12 protein-coding genes are annotated in these 14,678 nt (G+C 64.6%); 9 read left to right on the top strand and 3 right to left on the bottom strand.

The window, feature by feature from the left end; translation table 11 throughout:
- Positions 1 to 151: 151 nt before the first annotated feature.
- The 3 genes from fumC to C7453_RS10110 all read left to right on the top strand — a co-directional run bounded on the left by fumC (position 152) and on the right by C7453_RS10110 (position 3,827).
- On the top strand, positions 152 to 1,600 hold the full coding sequence (fumC, locus tag C7453_RS10100) for a class II fumarate hydratase (RefSeq protein WP_114727639.1): 1,449 nt from the start codon (positions 152 to 154) through the stop codon (positions 1,598 to 1,600).
- 299 nt (positions 1,601 to 1,899) lie between these two features.
- Positions 1,900 to 2,970, top strand: coding sequence for a quinone-dependent dihydroorotate dehydrogenase (locus C7453_RS10105; protein ID WP_174787948.1), 1,071 nt, complete (start codon positions 1,900 to 1,902; stop codon positions 2,968 to 2,970).
- Positions 2,862 to 3,827, top strand: a complete 966-nt coding sequence (locus C7453_RS10110; protein ID WP_174787949.1) for a TIGR01459 family HAD-type hydrolase — start codon at positions 2,862 to 2,864, stop codon at positions 3,825 to 3,827. The genes C7453_RS10105 and C7453_RS10110 overlap by 109 nt, the downstream gene beginning before the upstream one ends.
- A gap of 83 nt (positions 3,828 to 3,910) precedes the next feature.
- On the opposite strand, the gene C7453_RS10115 is transcribed toward C7453_RS10110, so the two are convergent.
- The gene (locus C7453_RS10115; RefSeq protein WP_114727429.1) at positions 3,911 to 4,495 is read right to left on the bottom strand and encodes a YqgE/AlgH family protein; all 585 of its coding nucleotides are present in this window, start codon (positions 4,493 to 4,495) and stop codon (positions 3,911 to 3,913) included.
- Between the two features lie 115 nt (positions 4,496 to 4,610).
- On the opposite strand from C7453_RS10115, the gene C7453_RS10120 reads away from it, so the two are divergent.
- The 3 genes from C7453_RS10120 (at position 4,611) to C7453_RS10130 (ending at position 6,786) form a co-directional block, all read left to right on the top strand.
- Positions 4,611 to 5,369 (top strand): SDR family NAD(P)-dependent oxidoreductase, encoded by a 759-nt coding sequence (locus C7453_RS10120; RefSeq protein ID WP_114727430.1) that lies wholly within the window; start codon positions 4,611 to 4,613, stop codon positions 5,367 to 5,369.
- A 2-nt stretch (positions 5,370 to 5,371) separates the two neighbouring features.
- Positions 5,372 to 6,286: a polyphosphate kinase 2 family protein gene (locus tag C7453_RS10125; protein WP_114727431.1), complete on the top strand. Its 915-nt coding sequence runs from the start codon at positions 5,372 to 5,374 to the stop codon at positions 6,284 to 6,286.
- An 89-nt stretch (positions 6,287 to 6,375) separates the two neighbouring features.
- Positions 6,376 to 6,786 (top strand): DUF3465 domain-containing protein, encoded by a 411-nt coding sequence (locus tag C7453_RS10130; RefSeq protein ID WP_114727640.1) that lies wholly within the window; start codon positions 6,376 to 6,378, stop codon positions 6,784 to 6,786.
- Positions 6,787 to 6,945: 159 nt separating this feature from the next.
- On the opposite strand, the gene clpA is transcribed toward C7453_RS10130, so the two are convergent.
- Both clpA and clpS read right to left on the bottom strand, forming a co-directional pair.
- Positions 6,946 to 9,279 (bottom strand): ATP-dependent Clp protease ATP-binding subunit ClpA, encoded by a 2,334-nt coding sequence (gene clpA / locus C7453_RS10135; protein WP_114727432.1) that lies wholly within the window; start codon positions 9,277 to 9,279, stop codon positions 6,946 to 6,948.
- A 340-nt stretch (positions 9,280 to 9,619) separates the two neighbouring features.
- Positions 9,620 to 10,027, bottom strand: a complete 408-nt coding sequence (gene clpS / locus C7453_RS10140; protein ID WP_114727433.1) for an ATP-dependent Clp protease adapter ClpS — start codon at positions 10,025 to 10,027, stop codon at positions 9,620 to 9,622.
- A gap of 303 nt (positions 10,028 to 10,330) precedes the next feature.
- Here clpS and C7453_RS10145 point away from each other — a divergent pair, with 303 nt between their 5' ends.
- The 3 genes from C7453_RS10145 to ggt all read left to right on the top strand — a co-directional run bounded on the left by C7453_RS10145 (position 10,331) and on the right by ggt (position 14,441).
- Complete coding sequence (locus C7453_RS10145) at positions 10,331 to 11,479, top strand: D-alanyl-D-alanine carboxypeptidase family protein (RefSeq protein WP_114727434.1); 1,149 nt, start codon at positions 10,331 to 10,333, stop codon at positions 11,477 to 11,479.
- Positions 11,480 to 11,760: 281 nt separating this feature from the next.
- Positions 11,761 to 12,570, top strand: coding sequence for a type I methionyl aminopeptidase (gene map, locus C7453_RS10150; protein WP_114727435.1), 810 nt, complete (start codon positions 11,761 to 11,763; stop codon positions 12,568 to 12,570).
- A 65-nt stretch (positions 12,571 to 12,635) separates the two neighbouring features.
- Entirely contained in the window at positions 12,636 to 14,441 is a 1,806-nt protein-coding gene (ggt, locus tag C7453_RS10155; protein ID WP_114727436.1) for a gamma-glutamyltransferase, read from the top strand.
- The last annotated feature ends 237 nt before the right edge of the window (positions 14,442 to 14,678 follow it).

Here is a 14,678-nt window from a genome sequence, read left to right on the forward strand (position 1 = left end):
GGCATGCCCACGGTGGGGGCTCGCGATTCATGCCGAATAGGTGATGGGGATTCGGTGGACGGTAGGCTGCCGGGGGTGGCACCGTGCCGCGGGCGGCTGGCCGGATCTGCCGGTCGCGGCGACGTAATCTGACGTGACGGAGGATGACGACATGTCCGAATACCGACTGCATGCCGATCTGCCGATCGGCCTGAATGCGCAGGGCGAGCGGCAGGAGCATGATGCGATGGGGGCGCTGCCGGTGCCGGCCGATCGCTACTGGGGTGCGCAGACCCAGCGCAGCCTGATCCATTTTTCGATTGGTACCGACAGGATGCCGCTGGAACTCTGCCGCGCGTACGGCGTGGTGAAGAAAGCGGCGGCGCTGGTCAACCGGGCGGCCGGGCGCTTGCCCGACTGGAAGGCCGCCGCGATCATCCAGGCAGCGGACGAAGTCGCCGACGGGAAATTGGACGCACATTTCCCATTGTTTGTCTGGCAGACCGGGTCGGGCACGCAGACCAACATGAACGTCAACGAGGTCATCGCCAATCGGGCGATCCAGTTGCTGGACGGCGAAGTGGGTAGCCAGAAGCCGATCCACCCCAATGACGACGTCAATATGGGGCAGTCCAGCAACGACACGTTTCCGACTGCCATGCATGTGGCAACGGTGCGCGGGATCGACGCGCACCTGCTGCCGGAACTGGATGCGCTGGCTGGACTGATCGAAACGCGGTCGCGTGAATGGCAAGATATCGTAAAAATCGGACGCACCCATCTGCAGGATGCGGTGCCGCTGACGGTCGGTCAGGAATGGTCGGGCTGGGCGCATCAGATTCGCGATGCCATGCGTGCTGTGGAGGCCGCGCGCGAGGGGGGGCTGGAACTGGCGGCCGGCGGCACGGCGGTAGGAACCGGGCTGAACGCGCCGGCAGGTTTCGGGAAGGCGATCGCAGCTCGCCTGGCGGAACTGACCGGTGCGGCATTCGTGACCGCGCCCAATAAATTCGCCGCCCTCGCCGGGCTGGATGCGATGGTCCGCATATCGTCGGCCATTCGCGGATGCGCGGTGGTGCTGATGAAGATCGCCAATGATATGCGCTGGCTGGGTTCGGGTCCGCGTTGTGGGCTGGGGGAATTGGTGCTGCCGGCGAACGAGCCGGGATCGTCGATCATGCCCGGCAAGGTCAATCCGACCCAGTGCGAGGCCATGGTTATGATCTGTACCCAGATCCTGGGTAACGATGCCACTGTTGCCTTCGCGGGGAGCCAGGGACAGTTCGAACTGAACGTGATGCGGCCGGTCGTGATCGCGAACGTGCTGCATTCGCTGCGGATACTGGCCGATGGCTGCCGGTCGTTCCGGACGTTCTCGGTCGAAGGCACGCATTTGAATCTCGAGCGGATTCGTCGCTATGTCGAGGGATCGGTGATGCTGGTAACGGCGTTGGCGCCCTCCATCGGCTATGACCGCGCCTCGGCGATCGCGCATGATGCGATGGAGCATGACCTGTCGCTGCGCGAGGCCGCGTTGCGATCCGGGCTGGTGAATGCGGAAACCTTCGACCGTCTGGTGCGGCCGATTGATATGGTAGGCCAAGGCACAGCCGGCGCCTGAGAGCCTTCGTGGAAATGCGCGCTGGTGGCGATCCGACGTGCGTCCGCTGTGCTCCGGTGCTCACGGCCAGTAAGGCCGCTCCGCTCCGGTGCTCGCGAACACACGCCGGCCATGCCGCTGCGCGGCACTCTCGCTCACCAGCCCACATTTCCACGAAGGCTCTTCGCAGTTCACTGGGCGGGGGCGTCTCCGTTCCGGTTCTGATGACGACCTCGTCTTGATCGGAGGGCTGTCGTGCGGGGTTTTTCCGGCGAGGCCCTTTTAACGCCCCCGGATGTACGGCAGAAAATTGGGTCATGATGAATATCGTGTCGAATCTGTCGATGAAGCTGGTGCGGCGGCTGGACCCGGAGGAGGCGCATCGCCTCGCCCTGAATGCCCTTATGCTCGGTCTGGGGGGCGGCAGCGGCTCAGGTCGTGATGATCCGGCCCTGTCGGTGCGGGCGATGGGGTTGCGCTTTCCCAATCCGATCGGCATCGCCGCGGGTTTCGACAAGAACGCCCAGGTGATCCGGCCGCTGGCGCGGATCGGGTTCGGCTTTGTCGAAGCCGGTACGGTGACGCCGTTGCCGCAGGAGGGCAATCCGCGTCCGCGTCTGTTCCGGCTGACTGAAGACCGGGCGATCATCAACCGGATGGGCTTCAACAATCAGGGCATCGACCGGTTCGCGGTCCGCATGGCACGGCTGCACCGCCTGCCCGCCAAGGGCACCGGTGCCGGCGCGCGGGTGCCCGTGGGGGCCAATCTGGGCATCAACAAGAATGGTGCCGATCCCGAGCGCGACTATCCCCGCCTGGTCGGACGGGTGAAGCACTATGCAGACTATATTGTACTGAACCTGTCGTCGCCCAACACGCCCGGCCTGCGTGATCTGCAACAGGCTGACCGGTTGCAGGCGATTCTTCAGGCTATTGCCGAGGCGCATCCCGATCGGCCTCCGCTCCTGGTCAAGCTGGCGCCCGATCTGGCCCGCGACGATATCGGGCCGGTGATCGAGGCCGTGATTGCCGGCGGTGCGCAGGGCGTGACCGTGACCAACACCACCATCTCGCGGCCGGACGGTCTGCGCAGCCCGTATGCCAATGAAGCCGGCGGCCTGTCGGGGCGCCCGCTGCGGCTGCTGGCCAGGACGGTGTTGCGCGAGGCAGTGCAGATCGCCGCCGGGCGCCTGACCCTCGTGGCCTGTGGCGGCATCGAGACCGGGGCCGATATCGTGGACAGCGTGCGCGCCGGGGCCGATCTGGTGCAGCTTTACAGCGCATTCGCTTACGAAGGGCCGGGAATCGTGCGGCGCCTGAAGCGCGAGACCGTCCGCGCCCTGAACGCCGAAGGGTTCGAGACGCTGGCCGATGCGAAAGGAACCGCATGATGCGTTTTCTCGATGGGTTCGCACCGCTGGCCGAGCAGTATGATGGCTTTATCGTCGATCTGTGGGGCGTGATCCATGACGGGATCAGCCCCTATCCGGGGGCGCGGGATACGCTGGCGGCCCTGCGCGCGGCAGGCAAGCGGGTCGTGCTGCTTTCCAACGCGCCCCGTCGAGTCTCGGTGGTGTGCGAGGGATTGCGCGCCATGGGCGTGGCGGACGACCTGTATGATGGCGTGATGACCAGCGGCGAATATACGCGCGGACTGCTGGCCGAGCGTTCCGACCCGTGGTTCGCCGGGCTCGGCCGCCGGATGCTGCATCTGGGCGCACCGAAGGACTATAACCTGTTCGAAGGACTGGATCTGGAACGGGTCGAAGACCCTGCCGAGGCCGATTTCATCCTGAATACGGGGCCGAACCTGGAGCAGGGCGAAGGCGACCCCGCGCCCTATCTGCCGTTGCTGGAGGCCTGTGCCGCGCGCGGGCTGAAGATGGTGTGCGCCAACCCCGATCTGGAAGTGATCCGGGGCGGTCGGCGGCTGATCTGCGCCGGCCTGCTGGCCAGCCTGTATGAGCAGAAAGGCTGTGCCGTCCGCTGGATCGGCAAGCCGCATCCGGAAGTCTATGGCCCTGTCCTGCGTATGCTGGAGGTGCCGCGCGCCAGCGTGCTGGCCGTAGGCGACGCGCTGGCCACCGACATGCGGGGGGCAAAAGCGGTTGGGGTCGATGGTTGCTGGGTGCTGGGCGGCATCCATCAGGAAATGATCGGCGACGACACCGCGCTGGCCGAAGCGGAAGCGTCCTCTGCCGGGCTGGCCCCAGTCGCCTGCGTGCCGTCCTTCCGCTGGGCAGCCTGAGCGAGGCTCAGTGCACGGGCTTTTATCCACGTCTAACGAGACGCGCGCCGGATCGCCGCCAGCGCACGTTTCCGACCAGGCTCTCAGGCTCTGCCGGCTTGGTCGGTCAAGTGGATGGGGTCCATATTGATGGTCGCCAGGGCCTGACGCCATTTGGCGCCATGATCCAGGCCGAACAGGATTTCGTCGCTGGGTGGGGCGGGGAGCCAGGCGTTGCGGCGGATGATCTCGTCTTCCAGTTGATCGTCGCTCCAACTTGCGTGGCCCAGCGCCAGCAGGGCGTTGCGGGGGCCGGCACCGTCGGCGATGTCGCGCAGCACGTCGAGGCTGGCGGTCAGTGTCGTGCCGTTATCGACCGACAGGCTGCTGTCGCCGCTCCAGTCGGAGGAATGCAGCACGAAGCCCCGGCCGCCATCCACTGGGCCACCCGCACAGAGCGCGATTCGCCGGCGTGGCGGTACCGGGGCGATGCCAAGTCGCTCCAGCACGTCATCAAGGCCCGGCTGCGACAGCCGGCGATTGACGATCAGCCCCATCGCGCCCTCTCCGGGCACATGGGCGCAGAGAAAGATCACGGTGCGGGCGAAAGGGCTGTCCGCCAGGGCTGGGGAGGCGACAAGCAGGGAGCCTGTAAGGGAGTCTGCCGAGGTCTGGGATAGGGGAAACATCCTTTTTACATAGACCAAGAACCACCGGGCATTGCAACCGCGGCGGGCGGATTTGCGACGACACGGCGATTGGCGCTTAACTCTTCATGACAAGATTGCGAAGGAGCATCCAGCGATGACGAAGATTGTTCTGGTGACGGGGGCGACGGCTGGTTTCGGCAAGGCGATCGCGGAACGGCTGGTGGGGGATGGCTATCGGGTGATTGCCACCGGGCGCCGCAGCGACAGGCTGGACGCGCTGGCCAAATCGCTCGGGCCGGCACTGCTGCCGCTGGTGCTGGACATGGATGACACGGCCGCTCTGCGCGCGCTGCCGGCCAGCCTGCCCGAGGGATGGCAGGAGGTGGATATCCTGGTCAACAATGCCGGCCTCGCGCTGGGCGTGGGCAAGGCGCAGGATAGCGCGGTGGCCGACTGGCGGCAGATGATCGAGACCAATATCGCCGGACTGGTCGAGATCACCCATGCGCTGCTGCCGGGTATGGTGGCGCGTGATCGCGGCCATATCGTCTCCATCGGCAGCACCGCCGGCACCTATCCGTATCTGGGTGGCAATGTCTATGGCGGTACCAAGGCGTTCGTGGCGCAATTTATGCGTAATCTGCGCTGCGACCTGCTGGGCACGAAGGTGCGGGCGACGAATCTGGAGCCGGGCCTGTGCGGTGGCAGCGAATTCAGCAATGTGCGCCTGCGTGACGATGCCAAGGCGGCTGCCGTGTATCAGGATACGCATCCGATCCAGCCGGAGGACATCGCCGAGACCGTGGCCTGGGTGCTGGGGCTGCCCGCGCACGTCAACATCAACCGCATCGAGATGATGCCGACCTGCCAGGCGGCCGGCGGCCTGGCCGTGGCCCGGGGGGTGAAGGTTTGACCGTGGGCGAGAACGCGATCGACCTCCAGACGCTGTTGCATCGCTGCCGGGTCGAGGACGGCGAAAGCTTCGATCTCGCGCAGCATCCGACCCGCATCGCCCAGATCAAGGATATCGACAAGGCGGCGGGCAAGCATCTGCTGCGCCAGGGGGTGAAACGCCTCTCGGCGTTGCAGGAACTGCTCTATGCCAACAGCACATGGTCGCTGTTGCTGGTGTTCCAGGCGATGGATGCCGGCGGCAAGGACGGGATGATCAAGCATGTGATGTCCGGGGTGAATCCCCAGGGCGTGACGGTGACGTCGTTCAAACAGCCAGGGCCGGTCGAACTTTCGCATGATTATCTGTGGCGCGTGCATCTGGTCGCGCCGTCCAGCGGGCGGATCGGGATCTTCAACCGCAGCCATTACGAGGAGGTTCTCGTCACGCGGGTTCATCCCGAACTGCTGGTGAAGCAGAAGATCCCGGCCTGCTTGCGCGACGGCGCGATCTGGGAGGAACGGTATCGCGACATCAGGCATTTCGAACACTACCTGTCGCGGCAGGGCACGGTCGTGCTGAAATTCTTCCTGAACCTGTCGAAGGAAGAACAGCGGAAACGCTTCCTCCGTCGGATCGACCTGGACGAGAAGCACTGGAAATTCTCGATTTCCGACGCCCGGGAGCGCGAGCATTGGGACGCCTACCGCGATGCCTATCGCGAGGCGATCCGCAATACCGCCCAGCCCAGCGCCCCATGGTTCGTGATTCCGGCCGATCGGAAATGGATGGCACGGCTGCTGGTGATGGAGACGATCATCGAAGCACTGGAGCGGCTGAAGCTGAGCGTGCCGGACCCGGCGCCCGATATCGTCCGCGACATGGCGGCTGTACGTCAGGAACTTGAAGCGCAGGCACCGAAGGCGAAGCACGGATGATGATGGAACGAACAGGGTCGTCGCGCATGGAACGACGCGGCGGGCATGGCAGGCGGGCATGGGCGCTCGTCGCGAGTCTGGTGCTTGCCATGACCATGCACCGGGCCCATGCGCAGGAAGCGATTGGGCCGGCCTGCGACAATCGGCATTTCCTGGCGGTGCAGCAGGCGTTCGAGGGCGGATCGCTGCGCGGGGACCAGCCAGTGCATGTCTGCGGCCGGGTGATCGCGGTATCGCGCCAGCGGCAGACACGCAGCGGTTGGCACGGATATTTCTATGTCGATGTCGGGCAGGGCGTGTCGATCCGCATCGTATCCGATCTGGACCGGATGGCGGCACCGGCATGGCCGTGGGTGGCCAAGGGCGATGCGGTCGATGTCGTGGGAAGGTATTATTACGACAATCCGCGAAGCCAGGGCATCGACTGGACCCATCGCGGCACGGGTCGGAAGTGGGGTATGCCGGGATATGTCAGCGTCAACGGGGCACGGTATCAGTAATCTTCGCGGGGGCGGGTTTTTGTGGGGCTCTGCCCCACGCCCCGCCAAAGGCAGCGCCTTTGGAAACCAGTCGTTGAATGAACGTCCCGGTTGGTAGAAAAAAGGGCCGCACGGCAATCGCCGCGCGGCCCTTTTTATGGTTCCCGGTCGGGGCGGGGATCAGTTCGCGGTTTCGGATTCCCGCTCGCTGCCCTCGTCGCCTTCGGTGGCCGTTTCGCTCTTGGCTTCGATATATTCGAAATCCAACGCGCCGTCCTTGAGCGTGATCTTGACCGCGCCACCCTTGACCAACCGGCCGAACAGCAATTCCTCGGCCAGCGGCTTCTTGATGTTCTCCTGGATCACCCGGCCCAGCGGACGGGCGCCATAGAGCCGGTCGTAGCCGCGTTCGGCCAGCCATTCCTTGGCCGCAGACGAGATCTCGATCGTGACGTTGCGATCGGCAAGCTGGGCTTCGAGCTGGAAGACGAACTTCTCGACCACCCGGCCTACGATCTCGGGCGTGAGGTTGGCAAAGGGAATGATCGCGTCCAGACGGTTACGGAATTCCGGGGTGAAGATGCGCTTGATCGCTTCCTCATCCTCGCCCTCCCGCGAATCGCGGCCGAACCCGATGGCTTCCTTGTTCAGATCGGCGGCCCCCGCATTGGTCGTCATGATCAGGACGACATTGCGGAAATCGACGGTTTTGCCGTTATGGTCGGTCAGGCGACCATGATCCATGACCTGGAGCAGGACGTTATACAGGTCCGGATGCGCTTTCTCGATTTCGTCCAGCAGCAGCACCGCGTGCGGATGCTGGTCGATCGCGTCGGTCAGAAGACCGCCCTGATCGAAACCGACATAGCCCGGCGGCGCACCGATCAGGCGCGAGATCGAATGGCGTTCCATATATTCGGACATGTCGAAGCGGACGAGTTCGATCCCCAGCGTCTGGGCAAGCTGCTTCGCCACCTCGGTCTTGCCCACGCCCGTCGGGCCGGAGAACAGGTAATTGCCGATCGGCTTCTCCGGGTCACGCAGGCCCGCGCGCGACAGCTTGATCGCCGCCGACAGCGCATCGATCGCCTTGTCCTGGCCGTAGACCATCCCCTTCAGGTCGCGCTCCAGGGTCCGTAGCGTCTCCTTGTCGTCGGACGACACGCTCTTGGGCGGAATGCGGGCGATCTTGGCGACGATGTCCTCGACATCCTTCAGGGTCACGGTCTTGCGGCGCCGGTTCTCGGGTACCAGCATGCGCGAGGCCCCGACCTCGTCGATCACGTCGATCGCCTTGTCCGGCAGCTTGCGGTCATGGATGTATTTCGCGGCCAGTTCCACCGCGCCACGAATGGCTTCCTCGGTGTAGCGCACCTTGTGGTGGCGCTCGTAATTGACCTTCAGACCACGCAGAATCTTGATCGCATCCTCGACCGAAGGTTCGGCGACGTCGATCTTCTGGAAGCGCCGGACCAGCGCGCGGTCCTTCTCGAAATGCTGGCGATACTCCTTGTAGGTGGTCGAGCCGATGCAGCGCAGCGTGCCGGCAGCCAGCGCGGGCTTCAGCAGGTTGGAGGCATCCATGGCCCCACCCGAGGTCGCACCCGCACCGATCACGGTATGGATTTCGTCGATGAAGAGAATGCTGCCCGGATTGTTGTCCAGTTCGGTGACGACCGCCTTCAGCCGTTCCTCGAAATCGCCGCGATAGCGGGTGCCGGCCAGCAGCGCGCCCATATCCAGCGAATAGATCGTCGATTTCAGCAGCACTTCGGGCACGTCGCCTTCGACGATGCGCTTGGCCAGCCCCTCGGCGATGGCCGTCTTGCCCACGCCCGGATCGCCGACATAGAGCGGGTTGTTCTTCGTGCGGCGGCACAGGATCTGGATCGTGCGCTCGATTTCCGAATCGCGGCCGATCAGCGGGTCCACCTTCCCATCCTCCGCCTTGCGGTTGAGGTTGGTGCAGTAGGCGCTCAGCGCGTCCTGGTTCTTCTGGCTGCCCTTGCCGCGTTCCTCGCGTTCGCTTTCCGGATTTTCCTGCGCGCTGCCGGTAATCGGGCGGCGCGTCGAACGATCCGGCGCCTTGGCGATGCCGTGCGAGATGAAATTGACCGCATCCAGCCGCGTCATGTCCTGCAATTGCAGGAAATAGACGGCATGGCTTTCGCGTTCGGCGAACAGCGCGACCAGCACGTTCGAGCCCGTGACTTCATCCCGGCCGGTGGACTGCACATGGATGGCGGCGCGCTGGATCACGCGCTGGAACGCGGCCGTGGGCTTGGGATCGACCGTGCGGTCGGACGCCAGGCCGGCCAGATCCTTGTCGAGAAATTCGGTCAGGTCGGAGCGCAGCTTGTCGAGATCGACGCCGCAGGCGCGAAAGACCGTCACCGCGTCGCTGTCATCGACGAGGGCCAGCAACAGATGTTCCAGGGTCGCATATTCGTGACGCCGATCCCCCGCGAGGGTCAGGGCACGATGAAGCGTCTGTTCGAGATTGCGTGACAACATCCGTGACGCTCCTTTTCCTGGGCCGGACACGAACCCGCCGGGGCGGATCGGTCGAACAGGATCATATTTGGTGTGTTTTGGACGGAAAGCCAGTGGAAAGAACGATAAAGTTCCGACGATGCCGTGCAGGCAGGGCATGGCACAGCAATAGCGCGCGTCGCATGTACTCACGCACGCGCCTGCGCGGGCTGCCCCGCAACGGGGAACGAGGCGCGTGCCCCGACAAGGTTCCGGCTCGGCCGGAACGGACTCAATTTGCTTGAATAATATTCAAAAACAATGGTCTGAACGGGTCGTCAAGCTTCTGTGGCGCGCCCCGTCGTCCGCTTCGGGGCTGGCTCTAGTCTTTCTCGATCGTGCATTGCAGCGGGTGCTGGTTCTGCCGCGCCAGGTCCATCACCTGAGTCACTTTCGTCTCGGCCACTTCGTAGGTGAAGACACCGCAGACGCCGACGCCGCGCTTATGGACATGCAGCATGATGTCCGTCGCTTCCTCGCGCGATTTCTGGAAGAACCGTTCAAGGACATGAACGACGAATTCCATCGGCGTGTAGTCGTCGTTGAGCATCAGAACCTTGTACATCGCGGGCTTGCGCGTCTGCGGGCGGGTCCTGACGACGACGCCGATCGTCGGGGAATCGGGGTTGTCCGGGTCGGAATCCTGTCCGTTGCCATCGCGTCGGGTCGGGTTGTTGCCGCCATGCGCCCACACCGAACCCGCCGCGCCTGTGACGCGCGGGCCGATCATAGGACGGACAGGGAAAAATGCTGCTGTCATGGTCATACCATATTGGATCGGCATCGTGGGTTGAAAGAGCGAAACAGGGGAATTTTAAGCATGGCTGGGCTCGCTTTTGATGATCCAATCAAACGGAAGCGGCGCGTGGCTGCCCGGTTTCGCCCGCGGCCGGGGAGGGGTGAGACTGAAAAGACTGTATTTTCTTTCCCTTATCGCGGTTTTCTCTGGACGGGTTCAGAAAAATGGCCATAGAGTTACCGAATGACGCGGATCCTGTGACTGAGGGGACAGGCGGTGGCCGACGGAGCATGGATGGACGAGAAACGGGGATGGCTCGCCCACCTGTGTCGCGCTGTGGTGTCACTGGTTCCTGACGGCGGGTGTCGACAGGCCGGTCGTAGGCGCACCCTGCGGTTGACCGTGGGTCTGGCAGCCGGATACCTGGCGACGACCGTTATCGCAACGCCTCGCGCCCATGCCCAGTATGTCGGCCAGATCAGTTCCATCGTTATGGATGCCCGTACGGGCGCGGTGCTCTCGCAGAGCAATCCCGACCTTCAGCGCTTTCCCGCCAGCCTCACCAAGCTGATGACGCTCTACATGGCTTTCAAGGCCATGCGGGCCGGTCAGGTCACGCTCGACCAGGCGGTGCCGGTTTCGGCCCACTCCGCCTCCATGGAGCCATCGAAACTGGGGCTGGTGCCCGGCAGTTACCTGACGGTGGAGCAGGCGGTGCTGGGGCTGGTGACCAAGTCGGCGAATGATGCCGCCTGTGCGCTCGGCGAATTGCTGGGTGGGGGAGACGAGGCCCGGTTCGCCGATCTCATGACCCGTCAGGCGCGGGCGCTGGGCATGGCCAACACCACGTTCCGCAACGCCTCGGGCCTGCCGAACGAGGAACAGATGACTTCGGCGCGCGACCTGGCGCTGCTGACCCGGCAGATCATCACCGAATTCCCGGAATATTATCATTATTTCGCGGTGCCGGCCTTCTATTTCCATGGTCGGCAGGTGCCCAACCATGACCCGATGCTGCGGATCTATCCGGGCGCGGACGGGCTGAAGACGGGCTATACGGCGCTGGCCGGGCGCAATCTGGTCACATCGGCGGTTCGCGAGAATGTCCGGCTGATCGGTGTGGTGCTGGGCGCGCGGACCAATCCGCAGCGCAGCGCCCTGATGGCCGGCATTCTCGATGACGGCTTCCGCCAGGAAGGCGTGGCCGATGTGCGCCGGCCGCTGGTGCTGGCGCGCGGCAACCGTCACCGGGCGGCGGTCATGCTGGCCGCTGCAACGCGCGGCAGTGCCGGGCCGGAGCAGGTGGCGGAACTGCCGAGTACGCCTCGGCATCATGTCCTGGCCCGTCATGGCCATGCTCACGCGCCCGTGCATATGGTCGCGGCGGGTCATACCGGCAGTCGTCACGCCGCCGCCCGCAAACGCGGGCGCAGCCACGGCTGACGGCCTGATCGGAGAGGCGCGCGGAGGGGTAACCCTGTGCGTGTTTCCTGCTCTGTTCTGTCTTGCTTCATGGTGTGAAAGCAGAGGGCAGATGCGGGCTGTGCCCGTCCAGTCGATATCTTCGGTCAGGCTCCCGGCTGGGCATGGGCGGATGCGTCGCCCTTGCCTTGCGGCGCCGTCCCGCGCATTTATCCCTTGAGAGGCTGGCCACGCATTGCCGGTTCGGTCTTTGGTGTTGAGGGTGCCGTTCTGCGGCGGACGAACAAGCGAGGGGCATCGTTATGGACGGTGATACGGACGCGCGGCGCGTGATCCTGCATACGCAAGAGGATTTTGCCGGCATGCGCGCGGCAGGACAGTTGGCGGCGCGTACGCTGGACATGATCGTGCCGCATGTCCGTGCGGGCGTGACGACCGGGGAACTGGATCGGGTGATTCATGAGTTCATGATCGCCAATGATGCCACGCCGGCGACGCTCGGCTATCGCGGTTATCCGAAATCGAGCTGCATCTCGCTCAATCATGTGGTGTGCCACGGTATTCCGGGCGACCGGCAGTTGCAGGATGGCGATATCCTGAACATCGACGTGACCGTGATCCTCGACGGCTGGTTCGGCGACACCAGCCGCATGTACACGGTCGGCGCGATCCCGCGTAAAGCGGAGAAGCTGATCGAGGCGACATATGAGGCGCTGATGCTGGGCATCGCTCAGGTCCGTCCGGGCAATACGCTGGGCGATATCGGCCACGCGATCCAGGAGTTCGCCGAATCGCAGCGTTTTTCGGTGGTGCGCGATTTCTGCGGCCACGGCATCGGCCGGACGTTCCATGCCGCGCCGAATGTGCTGCATTACGGGCGCCCCGGCCAGGGGCTGGTGCTGCGTCCGGGCATGTTCTTCACCATCGAACCGATGCTCAATGGCGGCCGGCCGGACGTGAAGGTGCTTGATGACGGCTGGACAGCGGTGACCCGTGATCGCTCGCTTTCGGCCCAGTTCGAACACATGCTGGGCGTGACCGAAGATGGGTGCGAGGTGTTCACGCTTTCGCCCGCCGGCCTGAATCACCCACCTTATGCAGTCTCGGCCTGAGGCACGCTGCCGCTCGCTGCCCGGTTGCCCCTGACGAAAATTTCCTTGTCATTGAAAGGTTCGTAATGCGCTTTTCCCTGCTTCGTGTCCGCTGTGCCGCCCTCATGCTGGCGGGGTCGATGCTGGCGGGGCTGGCGACGCCGCTTGGGGCAATGTCGGCGGTGGCGGCTCCGGTGCAAGGCGATGTCCTGACCTTCGGCCAGGCGCAGGGCGCGTTGCCGCCGCTGGCTCCGGCGGAGGGGGCGCACGGCATGGTCGTGTCGGCCCAGCATCTGGCCTCCGAGGTCGGGGCGCATATCCTGGCGCAGGGTGGCAATGCGGCGGATGCGGCCGTGGCGGTGGCCTATGCGCTGGCGGTGGTCTACCCGGCCGCGGGCAATATCGGCGGCGGCGGCTTCATGACGCTGCGGACTCCTGATGGGCATGCCGTCTTCATCGATTTCCGCGAGCACGCGCCGCTGGCGGCGACCCCGACCATGTATCAGGATGCCAAGGGCAGCGTGGTGCCCAATCAGTCGATCACGGGCTGGAAGGCCGTCGCGGTGCCGGGAACGGTGGCGGGCATGGATATGATCCTGAACCGCTGGGGGCATCTGACGCGCCAGCAGGTGATGGCACCCGCGATCGCTCTGGCACGGGATGGCTTCGTACTTGCCGAAGGCGACGTGCAGTTGCTCAACACGTCGACCGCCGATTTCGCCCGCGATCCCGAAGCGCGGCGGATCTTCCTGCGGCCCGACGGTACGCCGTTGCAGGTCGGCGACCGTCTGGTGCAGGCCGATCTGGCCGACAGCCTGTCGCTGATCGCGCGGAGCGGGGCAGCCGCGTTCTATCGCGGCCCGATCGCCGATGCGATCGTCCAGGCCAGCAAGGTCGGAGGCGGCATTCTCCAATCCGACGATTTCCGTCGTTATGCGCCCCGCGTGCTGCCGACGCTGACCTGCTCCTATCGCGGCTATCATGTCGATACCGCACCTCCGCCGAGCGGCGGTGGCGTCGCGCTGTGCGAGATGCTGAATATTCTCTCGGGCTATGACATGCACAAGCTCGGCCTGTACACCGCGCCTGCGGTACAGCGCGAAGTGGAGGCGATGCGGCGTGCCTATGCCGACCGGCAGGATCTGGGTGATCCGGCCTTCGTGCAGAATCCGGTCACGCATCTGGTCGATGTAAGCTACGCGCGGCAGGTGCGCGCGGCGATTCCCACCGACCGCGCGGTGCCGTCGGCTTCGCTGAAGCCCGGCCAGATCGAGCCCGAAAAACACGAAACGACCCAGTACTCGGTCATCGATGACAAGGGCATGGCGATTTCGGTCACCTATACGCTGAACGGCTGGTTCGGTGCGAAGGTGATCGGCGGCCATACCGGCATCTTCCTCAATGACGAGATGGACGATTTCTCGTCCCGCCCCGGCGTGCCCAACATGTTCGGCATTGTCGGCAGCGCCGCCAACGCGATTGCGCCGGGGAAGACACCGCTTTCCTCGATGTCGCCCACCATCCTGTCGCGCAACGGCAAGCCGGTGATGGTGATCGGGAGCCCTGGCGGATCGCGCATTCCCACCATCGTGCTGGCTACGATCCTGGGCGTGGTGGATTACGGGCTGGATATCCAGCAGGCGGTGGACTTGCCGCGTATCCATGAGCAATGGCAGCCGGAGCCGGTCGAGGTCGAGCAGGGGGCGCTGACCGATGCCGTCGCCGCGACGTTGGAGCAGGAAGGCTACAAGCTGGCGCCGCACGCGCCGTGGGGCGTGGCCGAAGGCATTCTGGTCGGGGCGCCGCGTCTGGGCGTGCGGCATGTCGGGACGGCACGGTATTTCGGCGGCTTCGACCGGCGGCATCCCGGTGGGGCGGCTGTCGGAGAGTGAAGGCCACGCTCATGCCGCGTCTGGCGGCATGAGCCTGTCATCCTGATCGCGCGATTCGGCTGGCATTCAGGCGGGGCAGGGGCGAGGACGTGGAGTGGGTGATTTGGTGGATCTGACTTTATCTATGTAAAATCAATGACTTGATTGGTTTTTTCTTTGGTCGTTTGCGTTCCTTGAGGTGTTGAAGGGGCTGCTGCTCCATTCGCCCTCTTGTATCCGCCTCCCGGTTCCGTGCTA

The sequence above is a fragment of the Gluconacetobacter liquefaciens genome (genome assembly GCF_003350405.1).
Lineage (GTDB): Bacteria > Pseudomonadota > Alphaproteobacteria > Acetobacterales > Acetobacteraceae > Gluconacetobacter > Gluconacetobacter liquefaciens.